Annotated in this window: 20 protein-coding genes; 13 read left to right on the plus strand and 7 right to left on the minus strand. The window is 59.2% G+C overall.

Annotated elements, in window-relative coordinates; all coding sequences use genetic code 11:
- The first annotated feature begins 104 nt into the window (after positions 1 to 104).
- Together ICA16_RS19055 and ICA16_RS19060 are read left to right on the plus strand one after the other, a co-directional pair.
- Positions 105 to 404, plus strand: a complete 300-nt coding sequence (locus tag ICA16_RS19055) for a hypothetical protein (RefSeq protein ID WP_210701250.1) — start codon at positions 105 to 107, stop codon at positions 402 to 404.
- A gap of 182 nt (positions 405 to 586) precedes the next feature.
- The gene (locus ICA16_RS19060) at positions 587 to 1,132 is read left to right on the plus strand and encodes a PBECR2 nuclease fold domain-containing protein (protein ID WP_338049948.1); all 546 of its coding nucleotides are present in this window, start codon (positions 587 to 589) and stop codon (positions 1,130 to 1,132) included.
- A gap of 142 nt (positions 1,133 to 1,274) precedes the next feature.
- Here ICA16_RS19060 and ICA16_RS19065 read toward each other — a convergent pair whose 3' ends face one another.
- The 3 genes from ICA16_RS19065 to hslO all read right to left on the minus strand — a co-directional run bounded on the left by ICA16_RS19065 (position 1,275) and on the right by hslO (position 4,125).
- The gene (locus ICA16_RS19065) at positions 1,275 to 1,487 is read right to left on the minus strand and encodes a hypothetical protein (RefSeq protein WP_210554381.1); all 213 of its coding nucleotides are present in this window, start codon (positions 1,485 to 1,487) and stop codon (positions 1,275 to 1,277) included.
- Between the two features lie 12 nt (positions 1,488 to 1,499).
- Positions 1,500 to 3,041: a phosphoenolpyruvate carboxykinase gene (locus ICA16_RS19070; RefSeq protein ID WP_210701252.1), complete on the minus strand. Its 1,542-nt coding sequence runs from the start codon at positions 3,039 to 3,041 to the stop codon at positions 1,500 to 1,502.
- Positions 3,042 to 3,222: 181 nt separating this feature from the next.
- On the minus strand, positions 3,223 to 4,125 hold the full coding sequence (gene hslO, locus ICA16_RS19075) for an Hsp33 family molecular chaperone HslO (protein WP_042557140.1): 903 nt from the start codon (positions 4,123 to 4,125) through the stop codon (positions 3,223 to 3,225).
- 103 nt (positions 4,126 to 4,228) lie between these two features.
- Here hslO and ICA16_RS19080 point away from each other — a divergent pair, with 103 nt between their 5' ends.
- Complete coding sequence (locus ICA16_RS19080) at positions 4,229 to 5,029, plus strand: phosphatase PAP2 family protein (RefSeq protein WP_210554382.1); 801 nt, start codon at positions 4,229 to 4,231, stop codon at positions 5,027 to 5,029.
- 179 nt (positions 5,030 to 5,208) lie between these two features.
- On the opposite strand, the gene ICA16_RS19085 is transcribed toward ICA16_RS19080, so the two are convergent.
- Positions 5,209 to 5,616: an RNA-binding S4 domain-containing protein gene (locus ICA16_RS19085; RefSeq protein WP_150593838.1), complete on the minus strand. Its 408-nt coding sequence runs from the start codon at positions 5,614 to 5,616 to the stop codon at positions 5,209 to 5,211.
- 116 nt (positions 5,617 to 5,732) lie between these two features.
- On the opposite strand from ICA16_RS19085, the gene rimA reads away from it, so the two are divergent.
- From rimA to rimK, 3 genes are read left to right on the plus strand one after another with little or no spacing between them, the layout of a single operon-like run.
- Positions 5,733 to 6,512 (plus strand): S6 modification regulatory phosphodiesterase RimA, encoded by a 780-nt coding sequence (gene rimA / locus ICA16_RS19090; RefSeq protein WP_210554383.1) that lies wholly within the window; start codon positions 5,733 to 5,735, stop codon positions 6,510 to 6,512.
- Between the two features lie 16 nt (positions 6,513 to 6,528).
- Positions 6,529 to 7,008 carry a retropepsin-like aspartic endopeptidase RimB gene (gene rimB, locus ICA16_RS19095; protein ID WP_479687564.1) on the plus strand — a complete coding sequence of 160 codons (480 nt, stop codon included), beginning with the start codon at positions 6,529 to 6,531 and terminating at the stop codon, positions 7,006 to 7,008.
- Positions 7,005 to 7,910, plus strand: coding sequence for a 30S ribosomal protein S6--L-glutamate ligase (gene rimK / locus ICA16_RS19100; protein ID WP_007952690.1), 906 nt, complete (start codon positions 7,005 to 7,007; stop codon positions 7,908 to 7,910). The genes rimB and rimK overlap by 4 nt, the downstream gene beginning before the upstream one ends.
- Before the next feature lie 90 nt (positions 7,911 to 8,000).
- Here the strand turns inward: rimK and ICA16_RS19105 are convergent, their stop codons facing one another.
- Both ICA16_RS19105 and ompR read right to left on the minus strand, forming a co-directional pair.
- Positions 8,001 to 9,314: an ATP-binding protein gene (locus ICA16_RS19105; protein ID WP_042557135.1), complete on the minus strand. Its 1,314-nt coding sequence runs from the start codon at positions 9,312 to 9,314 to the stop codon at positions 8,001 to 8,003.
- Between the two features lie 114 nt (positions 9,315 to 9,428).
- A complete protein-coding gene (gene ompR / locus ICA16_RS19110) occupies positions 9,429 to 10,169 on the minus strand; it encodes an osmolarity response regulator transcription factor OmpR (protein ID WP_042557134.1) in 741 nt (246 codons plus the stop codon).
- A 357-nt stretch (positions 10,170 to 10,526) separates the two neighbouring features.
- On the opposite strand from ompR, the gene ICA16_RS19115 reads away from it, so the two are divergent.
- From ICA16_RS19115 to tauD, 7 genes are all read left to right on the plus strand, one after another.
- Positions 10,527 to 12,851 carry a Tex family protein gene (locus ICA16_RS19115; protein WP_210701253.1) on the plus strand — a complete coding sequence of 775 codons (2,325 nt, stop codon included), beginning with the start codon at positions 10,527 to 10,529 and terminating at the stop codon, positions 12,849 to 12,851.
- Positions 12,851 to 13,234 (plus strand): PaaI family thioesterase, encoded by a 384-nt coding sequence (locus ICA16_RS19120; protein WP_210701254.1) that lies wholly within the window; start codon positions 12,851 to 12,853, stop codon positions 13,232 to 13,234. Before ICA16_RS19115 ends, ICA16_RS19120 begins: the two co-directional genes overlap by 1 nt.
- Positions 13,235 to 13,479: 245 nt before the next feature.
- Positions 13,480 to 15,063, plus strand: a complete 1,584-nt coding sequence (gene gshA, locus ICA16_RS19125) for a glutamate--cysteine ligase (protein WP_150603909.1) — start codon at positions 13,480 to 13,482, stop codon at positions 15,061 to 15,063.
- 207 nt (positions 15,064 to 15,270) lie between these two features.
- Positions 15,271 to 16,248, plus strand: coding sequence for a taurine ABC transporter substrate-binding protein (gene tauA / locus ICA16_RS19130; protein WP_150603910.1), 978 nt, complete (start codon positions 15,271 to 15,273; stop codon positions 16,246 to 16,248).
- A 16-nt stretch (positions 16,249 to 16,264) separates the two neighbouring features.
- The gene (gene tauB / locus ICA16_RS19135) at positions 16,265 to 17,059 is read left to right on the plus strand and encodes a taurine ABC transporter ATP-binding subunit (RefSeq protein ID WP_210554386.1); all 795 of its coding nucleotides are present in this window, start codon (positions 16,265 to 16,267) and stop codon (positions 17,057 to 17,059) included.
- Positions 17,056 to 17,889 (plus strand): taurine ABC transporter permease TauC, encoded by an 834-nt coding sequence (gene tauC, locus ICA16_RS19140; RefSeq protein WP_210554387.1) that lies wholly within the window; start codon positions 17,056 to 17,058, stop codon positions 17,887 to 17,889. Before tauB ends, tauC begins: the two co-directional genes overlap by 4 nt.
- 139 nt (positions 17,890 to 18,028) lie before the next feature.
- On the plus strand, positions 18,029 to 18,868 hold the full coding sequence (gene tauD, locus ICA16_RS19145) for a taurine dioxygenase (protein ID WP_210554388.1): 840 nt from the start codon (positions 18,029 to 18,031) through the stop codon (positions 18,866 to 18,868).
- Positions 18,869 to 18,958: 90 nt separating this feature from the next.
- On the opposite strand, the gene mgrA is transcribed toward tauD, so the two are convergent.
- The gene (gene mgrA, locus ICA16_RS19150) at positions 18,959 to 19,996 is read right to left on the minus strand and encodes an L-glyceraldehyde 3-phosphate reductase (protein ID WP_150596768.1); all 1,038 of its coding nucleotides are present in this window, start codon (positions 19,994 to 19,996) and stop codon (positions 18,959 to 18,961) included.
- Positions 19,997 to 20,000: the final 4 nt, after the last annotated feature.

Raw genomic sequence — 20,000 nt, forward strand, 5'->3', positions numbered from 1 at the left:
TACACGGAGTTCTCTCTCTCTGGTTGACCAACCCGAACACAGTCGCCTCCCATCGTTTGGTCATGATGGCGGCGGCTATTGGAACGCCTATAGAGAGAAGAACAATGAAAGCATGGAACCCGCTCACCCCTGATCACTACCGCCCACTCGAATCCAACCTCACCGACACCAAGCCCCTGATCATCGACACAACGGCTAACCCCCAAGACATCCTCGAATGCGCCGTCCAGCGCCTGCGCGCCTCCGCCGACCTGCTAAAAACCCTCTACTGCCTCAGCTTCAAACAAGCCGACCTAGAAGACATCCCCCACATCACCCACGCCCTCTATCTGCTGACGCAGGATGGCTGTGACCTGCTGCAAGTCGCGCAACAGCAGATGCTCAATTGGAAAGCACCAGCCTGAAATTAAATGATCGGATCGCTCTCACGCATTACCTGAGAGCGATTGAAAGAACCGAAAAGAAAAACATTGGAGCGGTCATAAGCAGCAGCTCTCGGAAGTGAGTTGCCTTGCAGTAGTCTGGCCAACGTAAACAGTGAGCAGCGTATTTGAGCACGGACACGTTTCGACCCAAGGTTTGCGAAGTGAAGGGCCAACCCACATGGGTTGAACGCAAACTTCCAGACCTGCGTACCCTGGCTCGTGAACTGCGTACTCAGACGATTGATGAAGTCCTCGCGGCTACCTCCCACGAGGACGCTGTCGAGGTTACAGCTCAGCACCTTGGATTCAGTCACCCTTCAATCCTGTCCCTGTCGGTAGAAACGCCTTGGGGCGAAGTAACGATCCTGCGCAGCAGCATTTATCACATCGTTGAAAAGCGTAAAGATGCCCGCGAGCGTTACGTGAGACTTGCCTTGGATACGCTCACCGGCCCACTGGAAATATGGAAAGTCGCCTTCACCAACGATACCGACCGATTGGCGTTCATCGGAGCGTATGAATCAAAACGGCAAATGTTAGTGAGTGTCGCGATCGTCGATGGCCAGCTGCTCTGGAACTTCATGCACACAGACGCTAAATCGCTCAACAAGCATCGCCATGGCGAATTGTTGTACAAGCGCTACACACTTTTTGAAGGCAAAGAAAAAGGGCTACTGGTGACAGTAGCCCTCGAATTTGATGCTTGATATTCATATACACACCCTCAAGCAGGGGTGTGGAGGTCTCACCCTACGCTGATGTCCCAACCATCGACGGGGTTCCTACGCCAGTTATTGCCGCTGGGAGGCAACTGGTTTCGCGCTCGGAACCAAGGCTATTCGTCTTTGATCATAGCGTCAATGCAGAATGATGAATGGCCGTGATTCTCAAAAAATCTCCTCTCGCTGGATGTTGCAGTTTTGGCTGCACCGGTGCGCAAAAGCGAAGCGGATAAGTGGCAATATTCTGCGAGTTAAAGCGCTTTTCTGCGGGAATAATGGCAGTCAAACCTTTGGCTGATGTTACCCACAAAAAAGCCGCCCCAAGGGGCGGCTTCTTCATTCACGACAGATCTTACAACTTCGGCCCTGCAGCCTTGATCGCGTCGCTCACTTCGAACTTCTTGAAGTTCTCGATGAACAGACCGGCCAGTGCTTTCGCGGCTTCGTCGTATGCAGCCTTGTCAACCCAGGTGTTGCGTGGGTTCAACAGGCCGGTTTCAACGCCCGGTACGGCCAGTGGCACGTCGAGGTTGATGGTGTCCAGGTGTTCGGTTTCGGTGCCGATCAGCGCGCCGCTCTGGATCGCTGCGATCACCGCGCGGGTGGTCGGGATGTTGAAGCGTTTGCCGACGCCGTAGCCGCCGCCGGTCCAGCCGGTGTTGACCAGGTAGACCTTGGAGCCGAAGCCGCGGATGCGCTTGATCAGCAGCTCTGCGTATTCGCCAGCCGGGCGCGGGAAGAACGGTGCGCCGAAGCAGGTGGAGAAGGTCGACTTGATGCCGCTGCCCGAACCCATTTCAGTCGAGCCCACCAGTGCGGTGTAGCCGGACAGGAAGTGGTAGGCCGCTTGTTCTTCGTTGAGGATCGACACTGGCGGCAGGACGCCGGTCAGGTCACAAGTCAGGAAGATCACCGCGTTCGGCTCGCCACCGAGGTTGTGCTCGGAACGCTTGGCAACGTGCTCCAGCGGGTACGCGGCGCGGCTGTTCTGGGTCAGGCTGACATCGGCATAGTCAGCGTGCTTGGCATCGTCGATGACGACGTTTTCCAGCACAGCGCCGTGCTTGATGGCTTTCCAGATGACCGGCTCGTTCTTCTCGGACAAGTCGATGCACTTGGCATAGCAGCCGCCTTCGATGTTGAAGACAACGCCTTCGCCCCAGCCGTGTTCGTCGTCGCCGATCAGGTAACGGCTTTCGTCAGCCGACAGGGTGGTCTTGCCGGTGCCGGACAGACCGAAGAACAGGGTCACGTCGCCTTCTTCGCCGATGTTGGCAGCGCAGTGCATTGGCAGCACATCAGCGGCCGGCAGCAGGAAGTTCTGCACCGAGAACATGGCTTTCTTCATCTCGCCGGCGTAACGCATGCCAGCGATCAGCACTTTTTTCTGTGCGAAGTTAATGATCACGCAACCGTCGGAGTTGGTGCCGTCACGCTCAGGCACGCACTCGAAATTGGCGACGTTGAGCACTTGCCACTCATCACGGCCAGCCGGGTTGTACTGGGCCGGGTTGATGAACAGGCAACGACCGAACAGATTCTGCCAGGCAGTCTGGGTGGTCATTTTCACGGCCAGGTAGTGATCTTCAGCTGCGCCTACATGCACATGGGAAACGAAGTGCTCTTGCGCGTTGTTGAAGGCTTCTACGCGAGCCCACAAGGCATCGAACTTGTCGGCCGGGAACTTGCGATTGATCGGGCCCCAGGCGATAGCGGCCTGAGTGGAAGGCTCTTCAACGATGAAACGGTCGACTGGCGAACGGCCGGTGCGATGACCGGTGCGAACAACCAGAGCGCCGGTATCGGCAAGCTCGCCTTCACCGCGGTTCAGGGCTTCTTTTACCAGATCATCAACACTCAGATCGGTGTACACGGCGTTATTGGCTTGCGTCATGAGGTTCCCCGTCGGCCAGTGGCCGAGTGTGCTCCAAACGTTTTGTAGTAGAAAGTCGTGCACTACTACCGCGAAAAAAGTGGGCCGGATTATGCCAGAAAAGCCCAAAAAGAGTAGGGCCCTCCCGTCGTAACGGCGTAATTCCGTCGTTGAGCAGTGAATTTACCTGCGCTGAACCGTTTTAGTGCCGGGTATCTGACGGCGTGTCGACGCCCGCGCCAGCGAACAATTGAGCGATATCGGCCGCATCAAACAGGTAGCGCTCGTTGCAGAACTGGCAATCGATCTCGACTGTACCGCCCTGCTCTGCCACCAGTGCCTGCGCATCTTCCAGACCCAGACTGACCAGCGCATTGCCCGAGCGTTCCCGCGAGCAGCTGCAGTGGAAGCGCAGATGTTGCACATCGAACAGGCGCACTTGCTCTTCATGGTAGAGGCGATGCAGCACGGTTTCGTTGTCCAGGCTCAACAATTCATCGGCGCTCAGGGTGCTGGCCAGCGCGGTGATGTGCTGCCAGCTGGCGGCGCGATCTTCTTCGTCTTTCAGGCGATCTGCCGGCAGTTGCTGCAACAACATGCCACGGGCACGACGACCGTCGGCGAACAGTTTGAAGCGAGTGCCAACCTGCTGCGACATGACGAAATAGTTGGTGAAGCAATCGGACAGGGTTTCGCCATCGAGGTCGACGATGCCCTGATAGCGCTGGCCAACGGTCGGGTCGACGGTCAGGGCCAGGACGCCGTTGGGCATCAAGTCACTGAGGGTCGCATCGGCCGATACCTGATCGGCGTGATAACGCGCCAGGCCACGGATTTCACGATCGCTGGAACACTCGATCATCAACATCGGGATCGGGCCTTCGGAACGCGCCTGCAGAATCAGCAAACCGTCGAACTTCAGGGTGCCCACCAGCAGCGAGGCCGCCGCCATCAATTCGCCCAGCAGTTGCGCAACCGGTTCCGGGTACGGGTGCTTGGCGAGGACTTCGGCGTAGCTGCGCTCAAGCGCTACCAGTTCGCCGCGAGTGTCGCTGTCATCAAAGATGAAGCGTTGGGTGTAATCGGTATCCGGGAGATCGGTCATAGGTCTGGGTATCTGAATTGATGACAAATTGGTTACAAAATATGAAAATGCCGCGCTTCTTTGCACCTGTTTGGTGCGAACGTTCAGCCACGGGAGGCATTTTATGAACAATCCGGGTTTGTTCCAATCAAGGTGGAACCTCGGCCGGCTGGTTCTGTGCAACGTCGTGCCATTGGCGTTGCTGGCTTTCTGGTTATGGCCTACGGGCAACATGCTGTGTGTGATTTTCGACGAGTGGCTGTTTCGCTCGCTCAATGCACCGCTGGCCAGCAACCCGATATGGCTCCACATCTGGGCAATTGCAAGTCTGCGCCCGTTCGACATCGTCGTCGGACTGATTCTGCTGATGCTGTTGATCAAGGGCGACTGGGTGTTCAAGGCGATTGACGTGCGTCGCGCGTTTTTCGGTTTTTTCTCGATTCTGCTGTTGATGGTGGTGATTCGCGCACTGTTTTCCAAGTTCGCCGACCACATGGGCTGGCAGCACAGCAGCCCGTCGATGGTGCTGGAAGGCGCGGTGCACCTCAGCGACTACTTCCCGCATCTGGAGAAGACCTGGGAGTTGAAGGATCGCTCGGGTCAAAGTTTCCCTGGTGACCATGCATCGGTGCTGCTGATCTGGGCACTGTTCATGGGTGTGTTCAGCCGTACGGTCGGACAGTTCGTGACGATCTGGGGCCTGGCGCTGCTGTTCATGCTGCCGCGACTGGTGGCTGGCGCGCATTGGGGTCAGGACGATTACATCGGCGGGATGTTGCTGGCGGTGTGGGCGTTGGGCTGGGGTTACTACACGCCGTTTGCGTATCACGCGGCGAATTTCTGGTTGAAAGTGACGGCACCGGTTTTCAATCTGCTGGGCAAGTTGCCGCTGGTTTCGCGGATGAGTGTCGTGCGTAGCGCCTGATACCGCAAAGTCTCTGGCGAGTGCTGCGCACTCGAATCGCCAGCAGGCTGGCTCCCACAGGGACTGCATTTCAAACTGAGGGGGCTAGCAGCCTGGCTCCCATAGTTGGATTGCCTTTCAACAGTGGGAGCTAGCCCGCTGGCGATGAGGTCAGCACAAACAACACTGAAACATCAGCCTTAGTCGTCGTTGCTGTTCCCACGAAATTTAAACAGATCCCGCCGCTGCTTCTTGCTCGGTTTGCCGTCGGTGCTCATGCCCAACGCGCCAGCCTTGCGCATTGCTGCGGCCGCTTCGCGCTTGGCAATGCTCGCCTCGGTTTCCGCGTACAACGCCTGCGCCTCGGGGGCGCCACGACGCACGATCGACAAGGCTTCGACCCTGACGATGCGCACTTCGAAACCGGTACGTATCTCGAACTCATCGCCGACGCGCGGCTCTTTGCCGGGTTTGCAGCGCTCGCCTCGACAGTGCACCTTGCCGCTCTCGATGGCCGCTTTGGCCAAGGCACGGGTTTTATAAAAGCGCGCCGCCCACAACCATTTATCGAGACGGACCTTGTCGTCCTCTTCCTGTTTTTGTGCCATATGAATTCCTCGCTCAGCCAGTAGTCGGAACTGTACTACCGTTTCTGTCGGGCGCAAGAACTCAGCCCTCCAGATAGACTGTGATCTTGGCCGGTTCATCGGCATGGAGTGATCGAGTGACTAAATTTCCGTCTTCATTAACCTCGCCAAAGGCGAGTTGCCAGGGCTGCCAGCAAAGTGAGCCGCTGGGCTTCGATTTTGCCTTCGCCTACCAACCTATCGTCGACCTGCGCGACCAGTCGGTTTTCGCTCATGAAGCGCTAGTCCGCGGTGTAGTCGGCGAAGGGGCATTGACGGTGTTAGATCAGGTTACAGAAGAGAACCGCTACCGTTTCGACCAGCTCTGCCGGACGCGCGCCATCGAAGGCGCGGCCAATCTTAATATGCAGACACACTTGTCGATCAACTTCATGCCCAACGCTGTCTATCGTCCAGAGTTATGCATTCGCAGCACGTTGGAGGCAGCAAAAAAACACGATTTCCCGATCGACCGACTGATTTTCGAAACACTGGAAAGCGAGCACGTAGATAACTATCGCCATTTGACCAATATTCTGCGTGAATACCGCGAATTCGGCTTCAAGACCGCCATCGACGATTTCGGTGCCGGTTACTCGGGGCTCAATCTGCTGGCTGATTTCCAACCGGACCTGATCAAACTCGACATGGCGTTGATCCGCGATGTCGATCAAGACCGTGTCCGTCAGGCTATCGTCCGGGGGATTGTCACAATCTGTGCGGAGTTGGACGTTACAGTCATTGCCGAAGGCATCGAGAGCGCCGGTGAACGGGATTTCCTGGCGGACTGTGGAATATTTCTGATGCAGGGTTACTGGTTCGCCAAACCTGCATTCAAAGCCTTGGCGCAGGTATCACCTGAGGCCTGGGCGCGTTAATCGTTGGTTTCTTATATTGAAGACATTTGACCATTTGACCGTTGTCGGTCTGCGCGAGTGGGTGGCGCTCCCGGATTTGGGAGTCGCGGGTCTGCGCGCAAAAATCGACACCGGTGCCAGTACTTCCAGCCTGCATGCCACCGACATCGAACCGTTCGAACGCGATGGTGTGAAATGGGTGCGTTTCACCGCGCATCTGGGCACGGTGGTGCAGTTGCGTCACCGGCGTTGTGAAGCGCTGCTGGTGACGCGCAAAACCATCAAGAGCTCCAACGGCCATGCCCAGGAGCGCTACGTGATCAGCACCACCCTGGCCCTTGGTGATCGGGTCTGGCCAATCGAGTTCACGCTGGCCTGCCGCAAATCGATGCGCTATCGCCTGTTACTCGGCTCCAAAGCCCTGATCGATGGCCACCTGGTGGTCAATCCGGGCATCAAATATGTACAAGACAAGCCGGTGTTCCCGGTATCTACCTCCTCCACAGGTGTTGCATGAAGATCGCTGTGCTGTCGCGGAACCCGCGTCTGTATTCCACCCGTCGTCTGGTCGAGGCCGGCACTGAACGCGGGCATGAAATGGTAGTGATCGACACCTTGCGCGCCTACATGAACATCGCCAGCCACAAGCCGCAGATCCACTATCGCGGCAAACCGCTGGAAGGCTTCGACGCGGTAATCCCGCGGATCGGCGCGTCGGTGACGTTCTATGGCTGCGCGGTGTTGCGCCAGTTCGAAATGATGGGGGTGTTCCCGCTCAATGAGTCGGTGGCCATCGCCCGTTCGCGGGACAAATTGCGCTCGCTGCAATTGCTGTCGCGCCGTGGCATTGGTTTGCCGGTGACCGGGTTTGCTCACTCGCCGGACGATATTCCCGACCTGATCGACATGGTCAACGGCGCGCCACTGGTGATCAAAGTGCTGGAAGGCACCCAAGGCATCGGCGTGGTGTTGTGCGAAACCGCGACCGCCGCCGAGTCAGTGATCGAGGCTTTCATGGGCCTGAAGCAGAACATCATGGTTCAGGAATACATCAAGGAGGCTGGCGGTGCAGACATCCGCTGCTTTGTGGTCGGCGATAAAGTAATCGCGGCGATGAAGCGTCAGGCCAAACCGGGTGAATTCCGTTCCAACCTGCATCGCGGCGGTAGCGCCAGCCTGATCAAGATCACCCCGGAAGAACGCATGACAGCGTTGCGTGCAGCCAAGGTCATGGGGCTGTCGGTGGCGGGCGTGGATATTCTGCGTTCCAATCACGGGCCGCTGGTGATGGAAGTGAATTCGTCGCCGGGACTGGAAGGGATCGAGACCACCACGGGGAAGAATGTGGCGGGGATCATCATCGAGCATCTTGAGAAGAATGGCGGGCCGAATATGACCCGGACCAAGGGCAAGGGCTAAAGCGGGAAGATCAAAAGATCGCAGCCTGCGGCAACTCCTACATGGGAATGCGTACCCTGTAGGAACTGCCGCAGGCTGCGATTTTTGTTGCTACACCGCATCTCGCGGAAGCATCAACCCAAGCGGCAACCGCACCCGCGCCTCCAGTCCACCACCCGACCGGTTACGCAATTCAACATTACCGCCATGCATCGAGGCAATCCGCTTCACGATCGCCAAGCCCAGCCCGGTTCCCTTGCCGCCGCGCGCACGGTCACCACGGGTGAACGGGTTGAAGATCGCCTCAAGCTCCGACGGATCAATCCCCGCACCACGGTCCATCACACTCAGCACCACATACGGCGCGCTGGTGTCGCCGGACACATAAGCCGCCACTTCAACGCCGCTGCCGGCATGGTTCAGCGCGTTGCCGATCAGGTTGTTGAGCAGACGTTTCATCGATACCCGACGTAGCGGAAACGGCTGGATCGGCTCCAGACGCAGGCGAACTTTCTCTTCAGTCTGGTTGTACGGCGCCGCCACTTCACGCACCAGATCGCTGAGGTCCACCTCCTCCACCGACTCGTCACGACCATCGCGAATGAACGCGAGGAACTGGTCGAGAATCGCGTCCATGTCTTCGATATCGCGCACCATGTCGTCGGTAAGGTCGTTGTGGTCGCCCATCAATTCCAGCGACAGGCGCAAGCGCGTCAACGGCGTACGCAAGTCATGGGAGACGCCGGCCAGCATCAGCTCACGCTCACGTCCGGCCTGTTCGACGTCTTCGGCCATCTGGTTGAAGGCGCGATAGACCTCGGTCATCTCGCTCGGCGTGTCGCTGATCGGCAGACGCACGCTGCGACCCTGGCCGAGTTGCCGGGCGGCGTATACCAAGCGCTTCAAGGGTTGGTTGAGCTGGCTGACAAAAATCCACGCCGAGGCAGTCGACAGCAAACCAATCGCGAGGAACCAGCCCAGCACGTTCCAGATTTTCTGGCCACGCAACGGGTGCGGATACAGCGGCACTTTCAACCAGCCATCACCCAGGCTCGGGGCGCGAACCCACAGAGCCGGCGGCGAATGCATGCGTAATCGCACTTCGGTGTCGGCGCCGAGTTCCGCCTGCATCTGTCGTTGATAGATCTCGCTGTACGGCCAGTGCTGCTCGCCTTCCGGCACACCGGCACCCACCACCCGAATCAGGGTCGCGGCATCGGCGATCTTCGCGCGATTTTCTTCGTCAGCGGCCCAATACGCACGCAGCGTCAGGGCGACGCCGTGGCTGTATTGGCGATCCACCAGCACATCCTCGTTCATCAACAGATAAACCAGGGTCAGCGCCTTGGAAAACAGCACGACGATGAGCACCAGCCAGAGGGTGCGGGAGAAAAAACTTTGGGGGAACCAGACGGGCGTCTTCATCAATAACCGCTACACACTTGCAGGAGCGAGCAATGCTCGCATATTGCGGATTGCGAGTCTGTGGGCATGGTCGTTTGACCAATCCCCAACAGACCCGCTCCTACAAATCGCCGATCACTTGGTGGCGGCGCCATCCGGTACGAACACGTAGCCAACGCCCCAGACAGTCTGGATGTAGCGCGGTTTCGACGGATCGGGCTCGATCATCCGGCGCAGACGGGAGATCTGCACGTCGATGGAACGCTCCAGAGCATCCCATTCGCGGCCACGGGCCAGGTTCATGAGTTTGTCGCGGGTCAGTGGCTGACGCGCGTTCATCACCAAGGCCTTGAGTACCGCAAACTCACCGGTGGTGAGCATGTGCACTTCGTCGCCACGTTTCAGCTCGCGAGTGGCCAGCGACAAGACGTAATCACCGAAGGTGACGTTCTCGTCTTCGCTGCCCGGCGCGCCCGGCACCGGTGCGGCCTGGCGACGCAACACCGCTTTGACCCGGGCCATCAGCTCGTCCGGGTTGAACGGCTTGGCGAGATAATCGTCAGCGCCCAGCTCCAGGCCCTTGATACGGCTCATCTCATCGCCCTTGGCGGTGAGCATGATGATCGGAATCTGGTTGTTCGCGGCCCGCAGGCGGCGGCAAGCGGTCAGACCGTCTTCGCCGGGCAGCATCAAGTCGAGGACGACCAGATTGAATACTTCACGCGCCAGCAGACGATCCATCTGCTCGGTATTCGGTACGGTACGGGCACGGTAGCCCTTGCTGACGAAGAAACGTTCCAGCAGGCTGCTCAGCCCCGGATCGTCATCAACGATAAGAATTTTTTCGCCTTCAGCAGTTTGTGCAGTGCTGCTCATTAGATGCTCCTTTTAGCTCGGCGCGCATTATGGCGTAGCTGCCGTTATACGCACCGTGTGCATTGTTAGCAGATTTTTCCTTCACTGCCAGAAAACCGGGGTTTAAGCCTACAGACTGTGACGCCCCCGAATGACAGAACGCTGGTTATAATGCGCGGCGTTTTGTGCCAGGCAACGTCTGAATCGTTACCGCAAGTGGCCGTCTTTTTTACCGGCCAGCGCAGTAATAGTTCGATTTCACGGGTCAATGGGCTGCCTTTTGACCCAGGCAGCGGCAATTTTCCAGCCGCTCAACCAGACTCCGGGCCTTTATTTCCGTGCCTGCGAGCCTGCTTTCACAATATGTCAGGTGGTTTTATGGACAGCATCAACAGCCGCATCGCCGAGGAACTCGGCGTACGCCCACAACAGGTCGAAGCGGCCGTCGCGCTACTCGATGAAGGCTCAACCGTTCCCTTCATTGCCCGTTACCGAAAAGAAGTCACCGGCAGCCTCGATGACACCCAGTTGCGTCATCTGGAAGAGCGCCTGCGCTACCTGCGAGAACTCGACGAACGGCGCATCAGCATCCTCGCCAGTATCGAGGAGCAAGGCAAACTCACCCCTGCCCTTGAGCGCGACATCAAACTCGCCGACACCAAGACCCGCCTCGAAGACTTGTACTTGCCGTACAAGCAGAAGCGCCGCACCAAGGGTCAGATCGCCCTCGAAGCCGGCCTCGGCGACCTGGCCGACGGCCTGTTCAACGACCCGAATCTCGCTCCGGAAACCGAAGCCGCGCGCTTCGTCGATGCCGAAAAAGGCGTGGCTGACGTGAAAGCTGCGCTGGAAGGCGCCAAATACATCCTGATGGAACGATTCGCTGAAGACGCCAGCCTGCTGGAAAAACTGCGTACCTATCTCAAGCAGGAAGCCATCCTCAGTGCCCGCGTCATCGCCGGCAAGGAAGAGGAAGGCGCCAAGTTCCGCGACTACTTCGAACACGACGAGCCGCTGAAAAGCATGCCGTCGCACCGTGCACTGGCGATTTTCCGTGGTCGCAACGAAGGCATCCTCAGCTCGGCGCTGAAAGTCGGCGACGAACTGCCGGGCACCATGCATCCCTGCGAAGGCATGATCGGCCAGCAATTCAATATCCAGAACCAGAACCGTCCGGCCGACAAATGGCTCGGTGAAGTGGTGCGCTGGACCTGGAAGGTCAAGCTCTACACCCACCTCGAAACCGACCTGCTGGGCGAGCTGCGCGACGGCGCCGAAACCGAGGCGATCAACGTTTTCGCCCACAACCTGCATGACTTGTTGCTGGCCGCCCCGGCCGGCCCACGCGCAACCCTGGGCCTCGACCCGGGCCTGCGTACCGGCTGCAAGGTTGCCGTGGTCGATTCGACCGGCAAGATGCTCGATCACGCCACGGTTTACCCGCACGTGCCGCACAACAAGTGGGATCAGACCATCGCCATTCTGGCGGCCCTGTGCGCCAAGCACTCGGTTGACCTGATCGCCATCGGCAACGGCACCGCCAGCCGCGAAACCGACAAACTGGCCATCGAGCTGATCAAAAAATATCCGGCGATGAAGATGACCAAGGTCATGGTTTCGGAGGCCGGTGCATCGGTGTACTCGGCGTCGGAACTGGCAGCCAAGGAATTCCCCGATCTGGACGTGTCGATCCGTGGCGCGGTGTCCATCGCTCGCCGTCTGCAGGATCCGCTGGCAGAGCTAGTGAAGATCGATCCGAAATCCATCGGTGTCGGCCAGTACCAGCACGACGTCTCGCAGCTGAAACTGGCGCGCGGTCTGGATGCCGTGGTCGAAGACTGCGTGAACGCCGTCGGCGTTGATGTGAACACTGCTTCGGTGGCCCTGCTGGCGCGGATCTCCGGCCTCAACGCCACGCTGGCGCAGAATATCGTTGCTCACCGCGACGAACACGGCGCGTTCAAGACTCGTGCGGCGCTGAAGAAAGTCGCACGTCTGGGCGAAAAAACCTTCGAACAGGCTGCCGGTTTCTTGCGTGTGATGAACGGCGACAACCCGCTGGATTCATCGGCCGTTCACCCGGAAGCCTATCCGCTGGTGCAGCGCATTGCCGCTGAAACCGACCGCGATATCCGTTCGCTGATCGGCGACGCCAGTTTCCTCAAGCGTCTGGATCCGAAGAAATTCACCGACGAGACCTTCGGTCTGCCGACGGTGACCGACATCCTCCAGGAACTGGAAAAGCCGGGCCGTGACCCGCGTCCTGAGTTCAAGACTGCCGAGTTCCAGGAAGGCGTCGAAGACCTCAAGGACCTGGAATTGGGGATGATCCTCGAAGGCGTCGTCACCAACGTGACCGCGTTCGGCGCATTCGTCGACATCGGCGTGCACCAGGACGGTCTGGTGCACATCTCGGCGCTGTCGGAGAAGTTCATCAAGGACCCACGCGAAGCGGTGAAGGCCGGTGATGTGGTGAAAGTGAAGGTCATGGAAGTCGACATCCCGCGCAAACGCGTCGGCCTGTCGATGCGCATGGGCGACACCCCGGGCGAGAAAATCGACGGTGCCCGTGGCTCGCGCCCGGGCTCGGCTCAACGCCAGCCGTCGAACAACGCGCCGCGCAAGGAAACCGCGACCGCAGCGCCAGTGAACAATGCGATGGCCTCGCTGTTCGCCAACGCCAAACAGCTGAAGAAACGCTGATGGAGATTCCGGCCGGGCTCGTCGAGAGCGCATTTTTCAAGCTGTTGGGCTGTCGCCTGCACAGCCTGGAAACCGGGGTGGCGCAAGTCGCCCTGGGGCTGGAACCCGAACTGCGCAACCGCGGCGGCAAATTGCACGGTGGCGCGCTGTTCAGTCTGGTCGACATCGCCATGGGGCTGGCGTGTTCCAGCACCCACGGCTTCGATCAGCAGAGCGCGACCATCGAGTGCAAGATCAACTACATCCGCGCCGTTTCCGATGGCGAGGTGATGTGCACGGCGCGGGTGATTCACCCGGGGCGGCGCACGCTGGTGGTCGAAGCCGAGGTGATGCAGGGCGACAAACTGGTCGCAAAAGCGCAAGGCACGTTCGCTGTCCTGTAGATGTTGATCATCATTTTGAGTTAATTTCGGCGCAATGAATCCTGTAGGAGCTGTCGCAGGCTGCGATCTTTTGATTTTGTTTTCCAACAGCAAGATCAAAAGATCGCAGCCTTCGGCAGCTTCTACAGGTTATGTGTGGCTGACCGGCTAGTAAAACCAGGCGAAAACGCCAGTTTCAACTTCACCCTTGTAGACCGTCCTGCCCACCCCCATATTGGGGCGACTGACGCGTGAAGGAATCCAAATTGAGCGAACTTCTCAACCGCCGCCTGGCTCTGCTCGGTGAGCGCGCCAACCTCTCTCTGCTCGAGCAGTGCCTGCACGGTATCGAACGTGAATGCCTGCGCGTGACCAGTGAAGGTCGTCTGGCGCAAACGCCGCACCCGGAAGCCTTGGGTTCCGCGCTGACCAATGAACAAATCACCACCGACTATTCCGAGTCGCTGCTGGAATTCATCACGCCCGCCCTGCCCGACCCGGCCGATACGCTGGCGAGCCTGGACAAGATTCATCGCTTTGCCTACAGCAAGCTCGGCAACGAGTACCTGTGGAGTCCATCGATGCCGTGCCCGTTGCCGGCCGAGGAAGACATTCCGATCGCCTATTACGGCACGTCCAACATCGGTCAACTCAAGTACGTCTATCGCAAAGGCCTAGCCCTGCGTTACGGCAAGACCATGCAGTGCATCGCCGGGATTCACTACAACTTTTCCCTGCCGGAAAAGCTCTGGCCGCTGCTCAAGGAAGCCGAAGGTTTTGTCGGTACCGACCGGGATTTCCAGTCGGTCTCCTACATCGCGCTGATCCGCAATTTCCGCCGCTACAGCTGGCTGCTGATGTACCTGTTCGGCGCGTCGCCGGCGCTGGACGCCGGTTTCCTGCGCGGTCGTTCGCATCAACTGGAACAACTGGACCCGGACACGCTGTACCTGCCGTACGCGACCAGCCTGCGCATGAGCGACCTCGGTTATCAGAGCAACGCCCAGGCCGGCCTTACGCCGTGCTACAACGATCTGGCGAGCTACACCGACAGCCTGCGCAAGGCCGTCGCCACGCCCTACGCGCCGTACGTTGAAGTCGGCACGCACCAGGATGGCGAATGGGTGCAACTGAACACCAACATCCTGCAGATCGAGAACGAGTACTACTCCAACATCCGCCCGAAACGCGTGACCTACACCGGCGAGCGGCCGATTCAGGCGCTGGTCGCCCGTGGCATTCAGTACGTCGAAGTGCGTTGCCTGGACATCAACCCGTTCCTGCCGATGGGCATCGACCTCACCGAGTCGCGCTTCCTCGACGCCTTCCTGTTGTATTGCGCGTTGAACGACAGCCCGCTGCTGACCAATACCTCGTGTGGCAACGCCACCTCGAACTTCCTCAGCGTGGTCAAGGAAGGTCGCCGTCCGGGCCTGCAATTGCAGCGCGACGGCGAAGCGGTCGACATGAAGACCTGGGCAGCCGAATTGCTGGAACAGATTGCTCCACTGGCGGCGCTGCTGGATCAAAGCCATGGCTTTGATGCGCACAGCACCGCGCTGGATGCGCAACTGGCCAAGGTCAAGGATTCGTCCCTGACGCCATCGGCACAGGTGCTGGCCGCGATGGCCGAGCACAAGGAAAGCTTTGCGCAGTTCTCTCTGCGCCAGAGCCAGGCACATGCCGAGTTCTTCCGCAGCGAGCCATTGGCGGCGGATGAGCAGGCGAAGTTTGAGGAAGTGGCGCGTACTTCGCTGGCGGCGCAGGCTGAGCTGGAGCAGAACGAGGTGGGCGATTTCGACGTGTTCGTTGGGTCGTATCAGGCGAGTATTCTGGCGATCAGTAACTAAGCGTTGTTGATAAAAAAGATCGCAGCCTTCGGCAGCTCCTACAGGGTGTACGCCTGTCCCATGTAGGAGCTGCCGAAGGCTGCGATCTTTTGATCCTTAGATTTTTCCGCTCATAAGCTCATTCGAAAAAGTTATTTATTTCTCGATTCTTAGATCATTTAGTCTCCTTTCACGCCGACATTCGGTCGCCTGATATGGAGCTCTTCAATGAAACTGAATTTCCCGCTTCGCCTGCTGGCCGTGGCCTCATTGGCTGCCGCGAGTTTTCTGGCTCAGGCCACCGACCTCACCGTCGCTTACCAAACCACCGTTGACCCGGCGAAAGTCGCACAAGCCGACGGCGCCTACGAGAAAGCCACCAAAGCCGATATCAGCTGGCGCAAGTTCGACAACGGCGCCGACATCATCGCCGCCATCGCTTCCGGCGATGTGCAAATTGGCTACCTCGGTTCGAGCCCGCTGACCGCGGCCATCACTCGAAAAGTCCCGGTCGAAACTTTCCTCATCGCCACCCAGATCGGCGCCGCCGAAGCATTGGTCGCCCGCGACGGTTCCGGCATCAAGACCCCGCAAGATCTGATCGGCAAGAAAATCGCCGTGCCGTTCGTGTCTACCGGTCACTACAGCCTGCTCGCAGCGTTGAAGCACTGGAACATCGATCCGTCGAAAGTCACCGTGCTCAACCTCGCTCCTCCAGCGATTATCGCGGCGTGGAAGCGCGGTGACATCGACGCCACCTACGTTTGGGATCCGGCCCTCGGTGTGGCCAAGGAAAACGGCAAAGTGCTGATCACTTCCGGCGAACTGGCCAAATTCGGCGCGCCGACGTTCGATGCGTGGATCGTGCGCAAAGACTTCGCCGCCAAGCACCCGGAAATCGTCACCGCGTTTGCCAAGGTCACCCTCGACGCCTACGCCGATTACCGCAAGGACCCGAAAGCCTGGCTCGCCGATCAATCCAACGTCGACAAGCTTGTGAAACTCTCGGGCGCCAAGGCCAGCGACATTCCGCTGCTGCTGCAAGGCAACGTCTACCCGCTGGCGGCGGATCAGGTCAGCGACCTCGGGGCGCCGACCACCAAAGCCATCACCGACACCGCCGCGTTCCTCAAGGAACAAGGCAAGGTCGAAGCCGTTCTGCCGGACTACGCGCCGTACGTAAGCGCCAAATACATCACCAACTGATCGGGAGTTAACAGCGATGGCCTTGCTACAGCTGGAGCGCATCAGCGCACAGTACCCGGGCAGCCCTACACCGGTGCTGGCGGATATTTCTCTGACCCTTGGGCCTCAGCAATTGCTGGTCGCGCTCGGCCCGTCCGGCAGTGGCAAGACTTCGCTGTTGAACCTGATTGCCGGTTTCGTCGAACCGAGCGCCGGGCGCATCACCCTCGACGGCGTGCCGGTCAAAGGCCCGAGCGCCGAACGTGGCGTGGTGTTCCAGGACGACGCGTTGCTGCCTTGGCAGGACGTGTTGGCCAACGTCGCTTTCGGCCTGGAACTGGCAGGCGTCGCCAAAAACAAACGCGAAAAAATCGCCCGCGAAATGCTCGCACTGGTCGATCTTTGCGGTTTTGAAAACCGTCGTATCTGGCAACTCTCCGGTGGCCAGAAACAGCGCGTCGGCCTCGCCCGCGCCCTCGCTGCCGACCCGCGCGTTTTGCTGATGGACGAACCCTTCGGCGCCCTCGACGCCTTCACCCGCGAACAGATGCAGGAGCTGTTGCTGCAAGTCTGGCAACGCACCGCCAAACCGGTTTTCCTGATTACCCACGACATTGAAGAAGCGGTGTTTCTCGCCACTGACCTGATTCTGCTGGCGCCCAATCCGGGGCAGATCGTCGAGCGTCTGCATCTGGATTTCGGTCAGCGTTATGCCGCTGGTGAGTCCGCGCGAGCGATCAAATCCGACCCGCGTTTTATCGAAACCCGCGAACACGTACTCAGCAAAGTGTTCTCGCAACGCAGCGCCGTTCAACGGCAGGAGCGCGCATGAGCAGTTACGACGTTTCCGCTGCGCCAGTAAAAACCCCTTCGGTTGTAATTCCAGTGCGCCGCAGCCTCAGCACTCGCTGGATCAGCCTGCTGACGTTGTTCGTTTTGCTGGCAGTCTGGTGGGCCGTAACCGCCACTGGCTTAATCGAACCGCTGTTTCTGCCACCACCGTCTGCCGTAGCGCAAAAAGGCTGGTTGCTGGCGACCAGCGGCTACATGGATTCGACGCTGTGGCAGCACCTCGGCGCGAGTCTGAGCCGCATCGGCCTGGGCCTGGGTTTCGCGATTCTGACCGCCGTGCCAGTGGGCATCGCGATTGGCGCCAACCGAATCGCGCGCGGTGTGCTCGATCCGCTGATCGAGTTCTACCGACCGATTCCGCCACTGGCTTACCTGCCGCTGATCGTGATCTGGTGCGGCATCGGCGAATTGTCGAAAGTGCTGCTGATCTACCTGGCGATTTTTGCGCCGATTGCCATCGCTACCGCGACCGGCGTGCGCACGGTTGATCCAGCGAAATTGCGTGCCGCGCAGTCGCTCGGCGCCACCCGCGCGCAGCTGATTCGTCATGTGATTTTGCCGAGCGCATTGCCTGACATTCTCACCGGTGTGCGCATTGGTCTGGGGGTCGGTTGGTCGACGCTGGTCGCCGCCGAACTGATCGCCGCCACCAGCGGTTTGGGCTTCATGGTGCAATCGGCCGCGCAGTTTCTGGTGACTGATGTGGTGGTGCTGGGGATTTTGGTCATCGCCCTGATCGCCTTCGCAATGGAGATGGGCCTGCGCGCCCTGCAACGCAAACTGGTGCCGTGGCACGGCCAGGCCCACTAAAAAATTTTCTATCCCCCCCTGTAGGAGCTGCCGAAGGCTACGATCTTTTGACTTTGATCTTCTAAAAAACAAGATCAAAAGATCGCAGCCTGCGGCAGCTCCTACAGGGAGTGGTTATCCGGAATTGAAGAGAAAGACCATGAGCAGCCTGCACATCACCCCGTTAAGCTCGGCCCTCGGCGCGCAGATCAGCGGCGTCGACATCAGCCAGCCATTGAGCCTGGATCACCGCGATGCCATCGAGCAGGCGTTGCTCAAGTATCAAGTGCTGTTCTTCCGCAACCAGCCGATCGAACCGCCGCAACAGGCGCGTTTCGCCGCATATTTTGGCGACCTGCACATTCACCCGATCTACCCGAACGTGCCGGAGCAACCAGAAGTGTTGATCCTCGACACCGCCGTCACCGACGTGCGCGACAACGCGATCTGGCACACCGACGTAACCTTCCTGCCGACGCCGGCGATGGGCGCGGTGCTCAGCGCCAAGTTGCTGCCGGAGTTCGGTGGCGACACGTTGTGGGCCAGTGGCATCGCCGCCTATGAAGCCTTGTCAGCGCCAATGAAAGGTTTGCTCGAAGGTCTGACCGCGACCCACGATTTCACTCGCTCGTTTCCGCTGGAGCGCTATGGCAACACGCCCGAAGCGCTGGCGCAGTGGGAAGAGGCTCGGCGCAAGAATCCGCCGTTGTCGCACCCGGTGATTCGCACGCACCCGGTGAGCGGGCGGCGTTCATTGTTCGTCAACGAAGGCTTTACGTCGAAGATCAATGAGCTGTCGGAAACCGAAAGCGAGGCGATTCTGAAGTTTCTGTTCGCCCATGCGACACGGCCGGAATTCACCATTCGCTGGCGCTGGCAGAAGGACGATATTGCGTTCTGGGATAACCGCGTGACGCAGCATTACGCGGTGGATGATTACCGCCCGGCGCGGCGAGTGATGCAGCGGGCTACGGTGTTGGGGGATGTGCCGTTTTTCTAGGATCAAAAGATCGCAGCCTTCGGCAGCTCCTACAGGGGAACGCATTCCAATGTAGGAGCTGCCGCAGGCTGCGATCTTTTGCTTTACCAATTACTCCGCTGTCGAAGGCTTCTCCCAAAGATTGATCCCACCCTCCTGAGCAAACCGGTCAATCTCCGCCAATTCCTCAGCACTGAAGCTCAAATTCTTCAACGCCCCGACGTTCTCGATAATCTGCTCCGGCCGGCTCGCGCCGATCAGTGCCGAGGTCACCCGAGGATCGCGTAGCGTCCAGGCCAGCGCCAGTTGCGCCAGACTCTGACCCCGACGCTTGGCAATCTCGTTCAACGCCCGTACGTGGGCGATGTTGGCTTCGGACAAGTGCGCAGCCTGCAACGAACCACCGCCCGGACGATTGACCCGCGCATCCGCCGGTACGCCGTTGAGGTATTTATCGGTCAGCAGACCTTGCGCCAACGGCGTGAAAGCAATCACGCCAGTGCCGAGTTCATCGGTGGTGTCGAGCAGGTCTTTTTCCACCCAGCGATTGAGCAGGTTGTACGCCGGTTGATGGATCAGCAGCGGCACTTTCCACTCTTGGAGCAGCGCTGCCATCTCGCGGGTTTTCACGCCCGAATACGACGAGATGCCGATGTACAACGCCTTGCCCTGTTGCACCGCAGTGGCGAGGGCGCTGGCGGTTTCTTCCAGCGGGGTGTCCGGGTCGAAACGGTGCGAATAGAAGATATCCACATAGTCCAGACCGAGGCGTTGCAGGCTCTGGTCGAGGCTCGCCAGCACGTATTTGCGCGAACCGCCGCCCTGGCCGTACGGGCCGGGCCACATGTCCCAACCGGCCTTGCTGGAGATGATCAGCTCGTCGCGATACTGCTTGAAGTCTTCGCGCAGCAGGCGACCGAAGTTGATCTCGGCGCTGCCGTACGGCGGGCCGTAGTTGTTGGCCAGGTCGAAGTGGTTGATGCCCAGGTCGAACGCGGTACGCAACAAGGCGCGCTGGGTGTCGATTGGCGTGCTATCACCAAAGTTGTGCCACAGGCCCAGCGACAGCGCTGGCAGCACCAGACCGCTGCGGCCGACGCGGCGGTAAGGGATGGAGTCGTAGCGGTTTTCGGCAGCGGTGTAAGTCATCGAA

Origin of the sequence: Pseudomonas anatoliensis (assembly GCF_017976235.1) — a bacterium.
Lineage (GTDB): Bacteria > Pseudomonadota > Gammaproteobacteria > Pseudomonadales > Pseudomonadaceae > Aquipseudomonas > Aquipseudomonas anatoliensis.

What these genes read in the sequence shown, in the direction of transcription:
- tauB (WP_210554386.1), top strand. Translation starts at nt 16,265, where the DNA reads ATGGCCTTGCTACAGCTGGAGCGCATCAGCGCACAGTACCCGGGCAGC.
- ICA16_RS19120 (WP_210701254.1), top strand. Translation starts at nt 12,851, where the DNA reads ATGGAGATTCCGGCCGGGCTCGTCGAGAGCGCATTTTTCAAGCTGTTG.
- mgrA (WP_150596768.1), bottom strand. Translation starts at nt 19,996, where the DNA reads ATGACTTACACCGCTGCCGAAAACCGCTACGACTCCATCCCTTACCGC.
- tauD (WP_210554388.1), top strand. Translation starts at nt 18,029, where the DNA reads ATGAGCAGCCTGCACATCACCCCGTTAAGCTCGGCCCTCGGCGCGCAG.
- ICA16_RS19070 (WP_210701252.1), bottom strand. Translation starts at nt 3,041, where the DNA reads ATGACGCAAGCCAATAACGCCGTGTACACCGATCTGAGTGTTGATGAT.
- hslO (WP_042557140.1), bottom strand. Translation starts at nt 4,125, where the DNA reads ATGACCGATCTCCCGGATACCGATTACACCCAACGCTTCATCTTTGAT.
- ICA16_RS19080 (WP_210554382.1), top strand. Translation starts at nt 4,229, where the DNA reads ATGAACAATCCGGGTTTGTTCCAATCAAGGTGGAACCTCGGCCGGCTG.
- ICA16_RS19115 (WP_210701253.1), top strand. Translation starts at nt 10,527, where the DNA reads ATGGACAGCATCAACAGCCGCATCGCCGAGGAACTCGGCGTACGCCCA.
- ICA16_RS19105 (WP_042557135.1), bottom strand. Translation starts at nt 9,314, where the DNA reads ATGAAGACGCCCGTCTGGTTCCCCCAAAGTTTTTTCTCCCGCACCCTC.
- ICA16_RS19065 (WP_210554381.1), bottom strand. Translation starts at nt 1,487, where the DNA reads ATGAAGAAGCCGCCCCTTGGGGCGGCTTTTTTGTGGGTAACATCAGCC.
- rimK (WP_007952690.1), top strand. Translation starts at nt 7,005, where the DNA reads ATGAAGATCGCTGTGCTGTCGCGGAACCCGCGTCTGTATTCCACCCGT.
- ICA16_RS19085 (WP_150593838.1), bottom strand. Translation starts at nt 5,616, where the DNA reads ATGGCACAAAAACAGGAAGAGGACGACAAGGTCCGTCTCGATAAATGG.
- tauC (WP_210554387.1), top strand. Translation starts at nt 17,056, where the DNA reads ATGAGCAGTTACGACGTTTCCGCTGCGCCAGTAAAAACCCCTTCGGTT.
- ompR (WP_042557134.1), bottom strand. Translation starts at nt 10,169, where the DNA reads ATGAGCAGCACTGCACAAACTGCTGAAGGCGAAAAAATTCTTATCGTT.
- tauA (WP_150603910.1), top strand. Translation starts at nt 15,271, where the DNA reads ATGAAACTGAATTTCCCGCTTCGCCTGCTGGCCGTGGCCTCATTGGCT.
- ICA16_RS19055 (WP_210701250.1), top strand. Translation starts at nt 105, where the DNA reads ATGAAAGCATGGAACCCGCTCACCCCTGATCACTACCGCCCACTCGAA.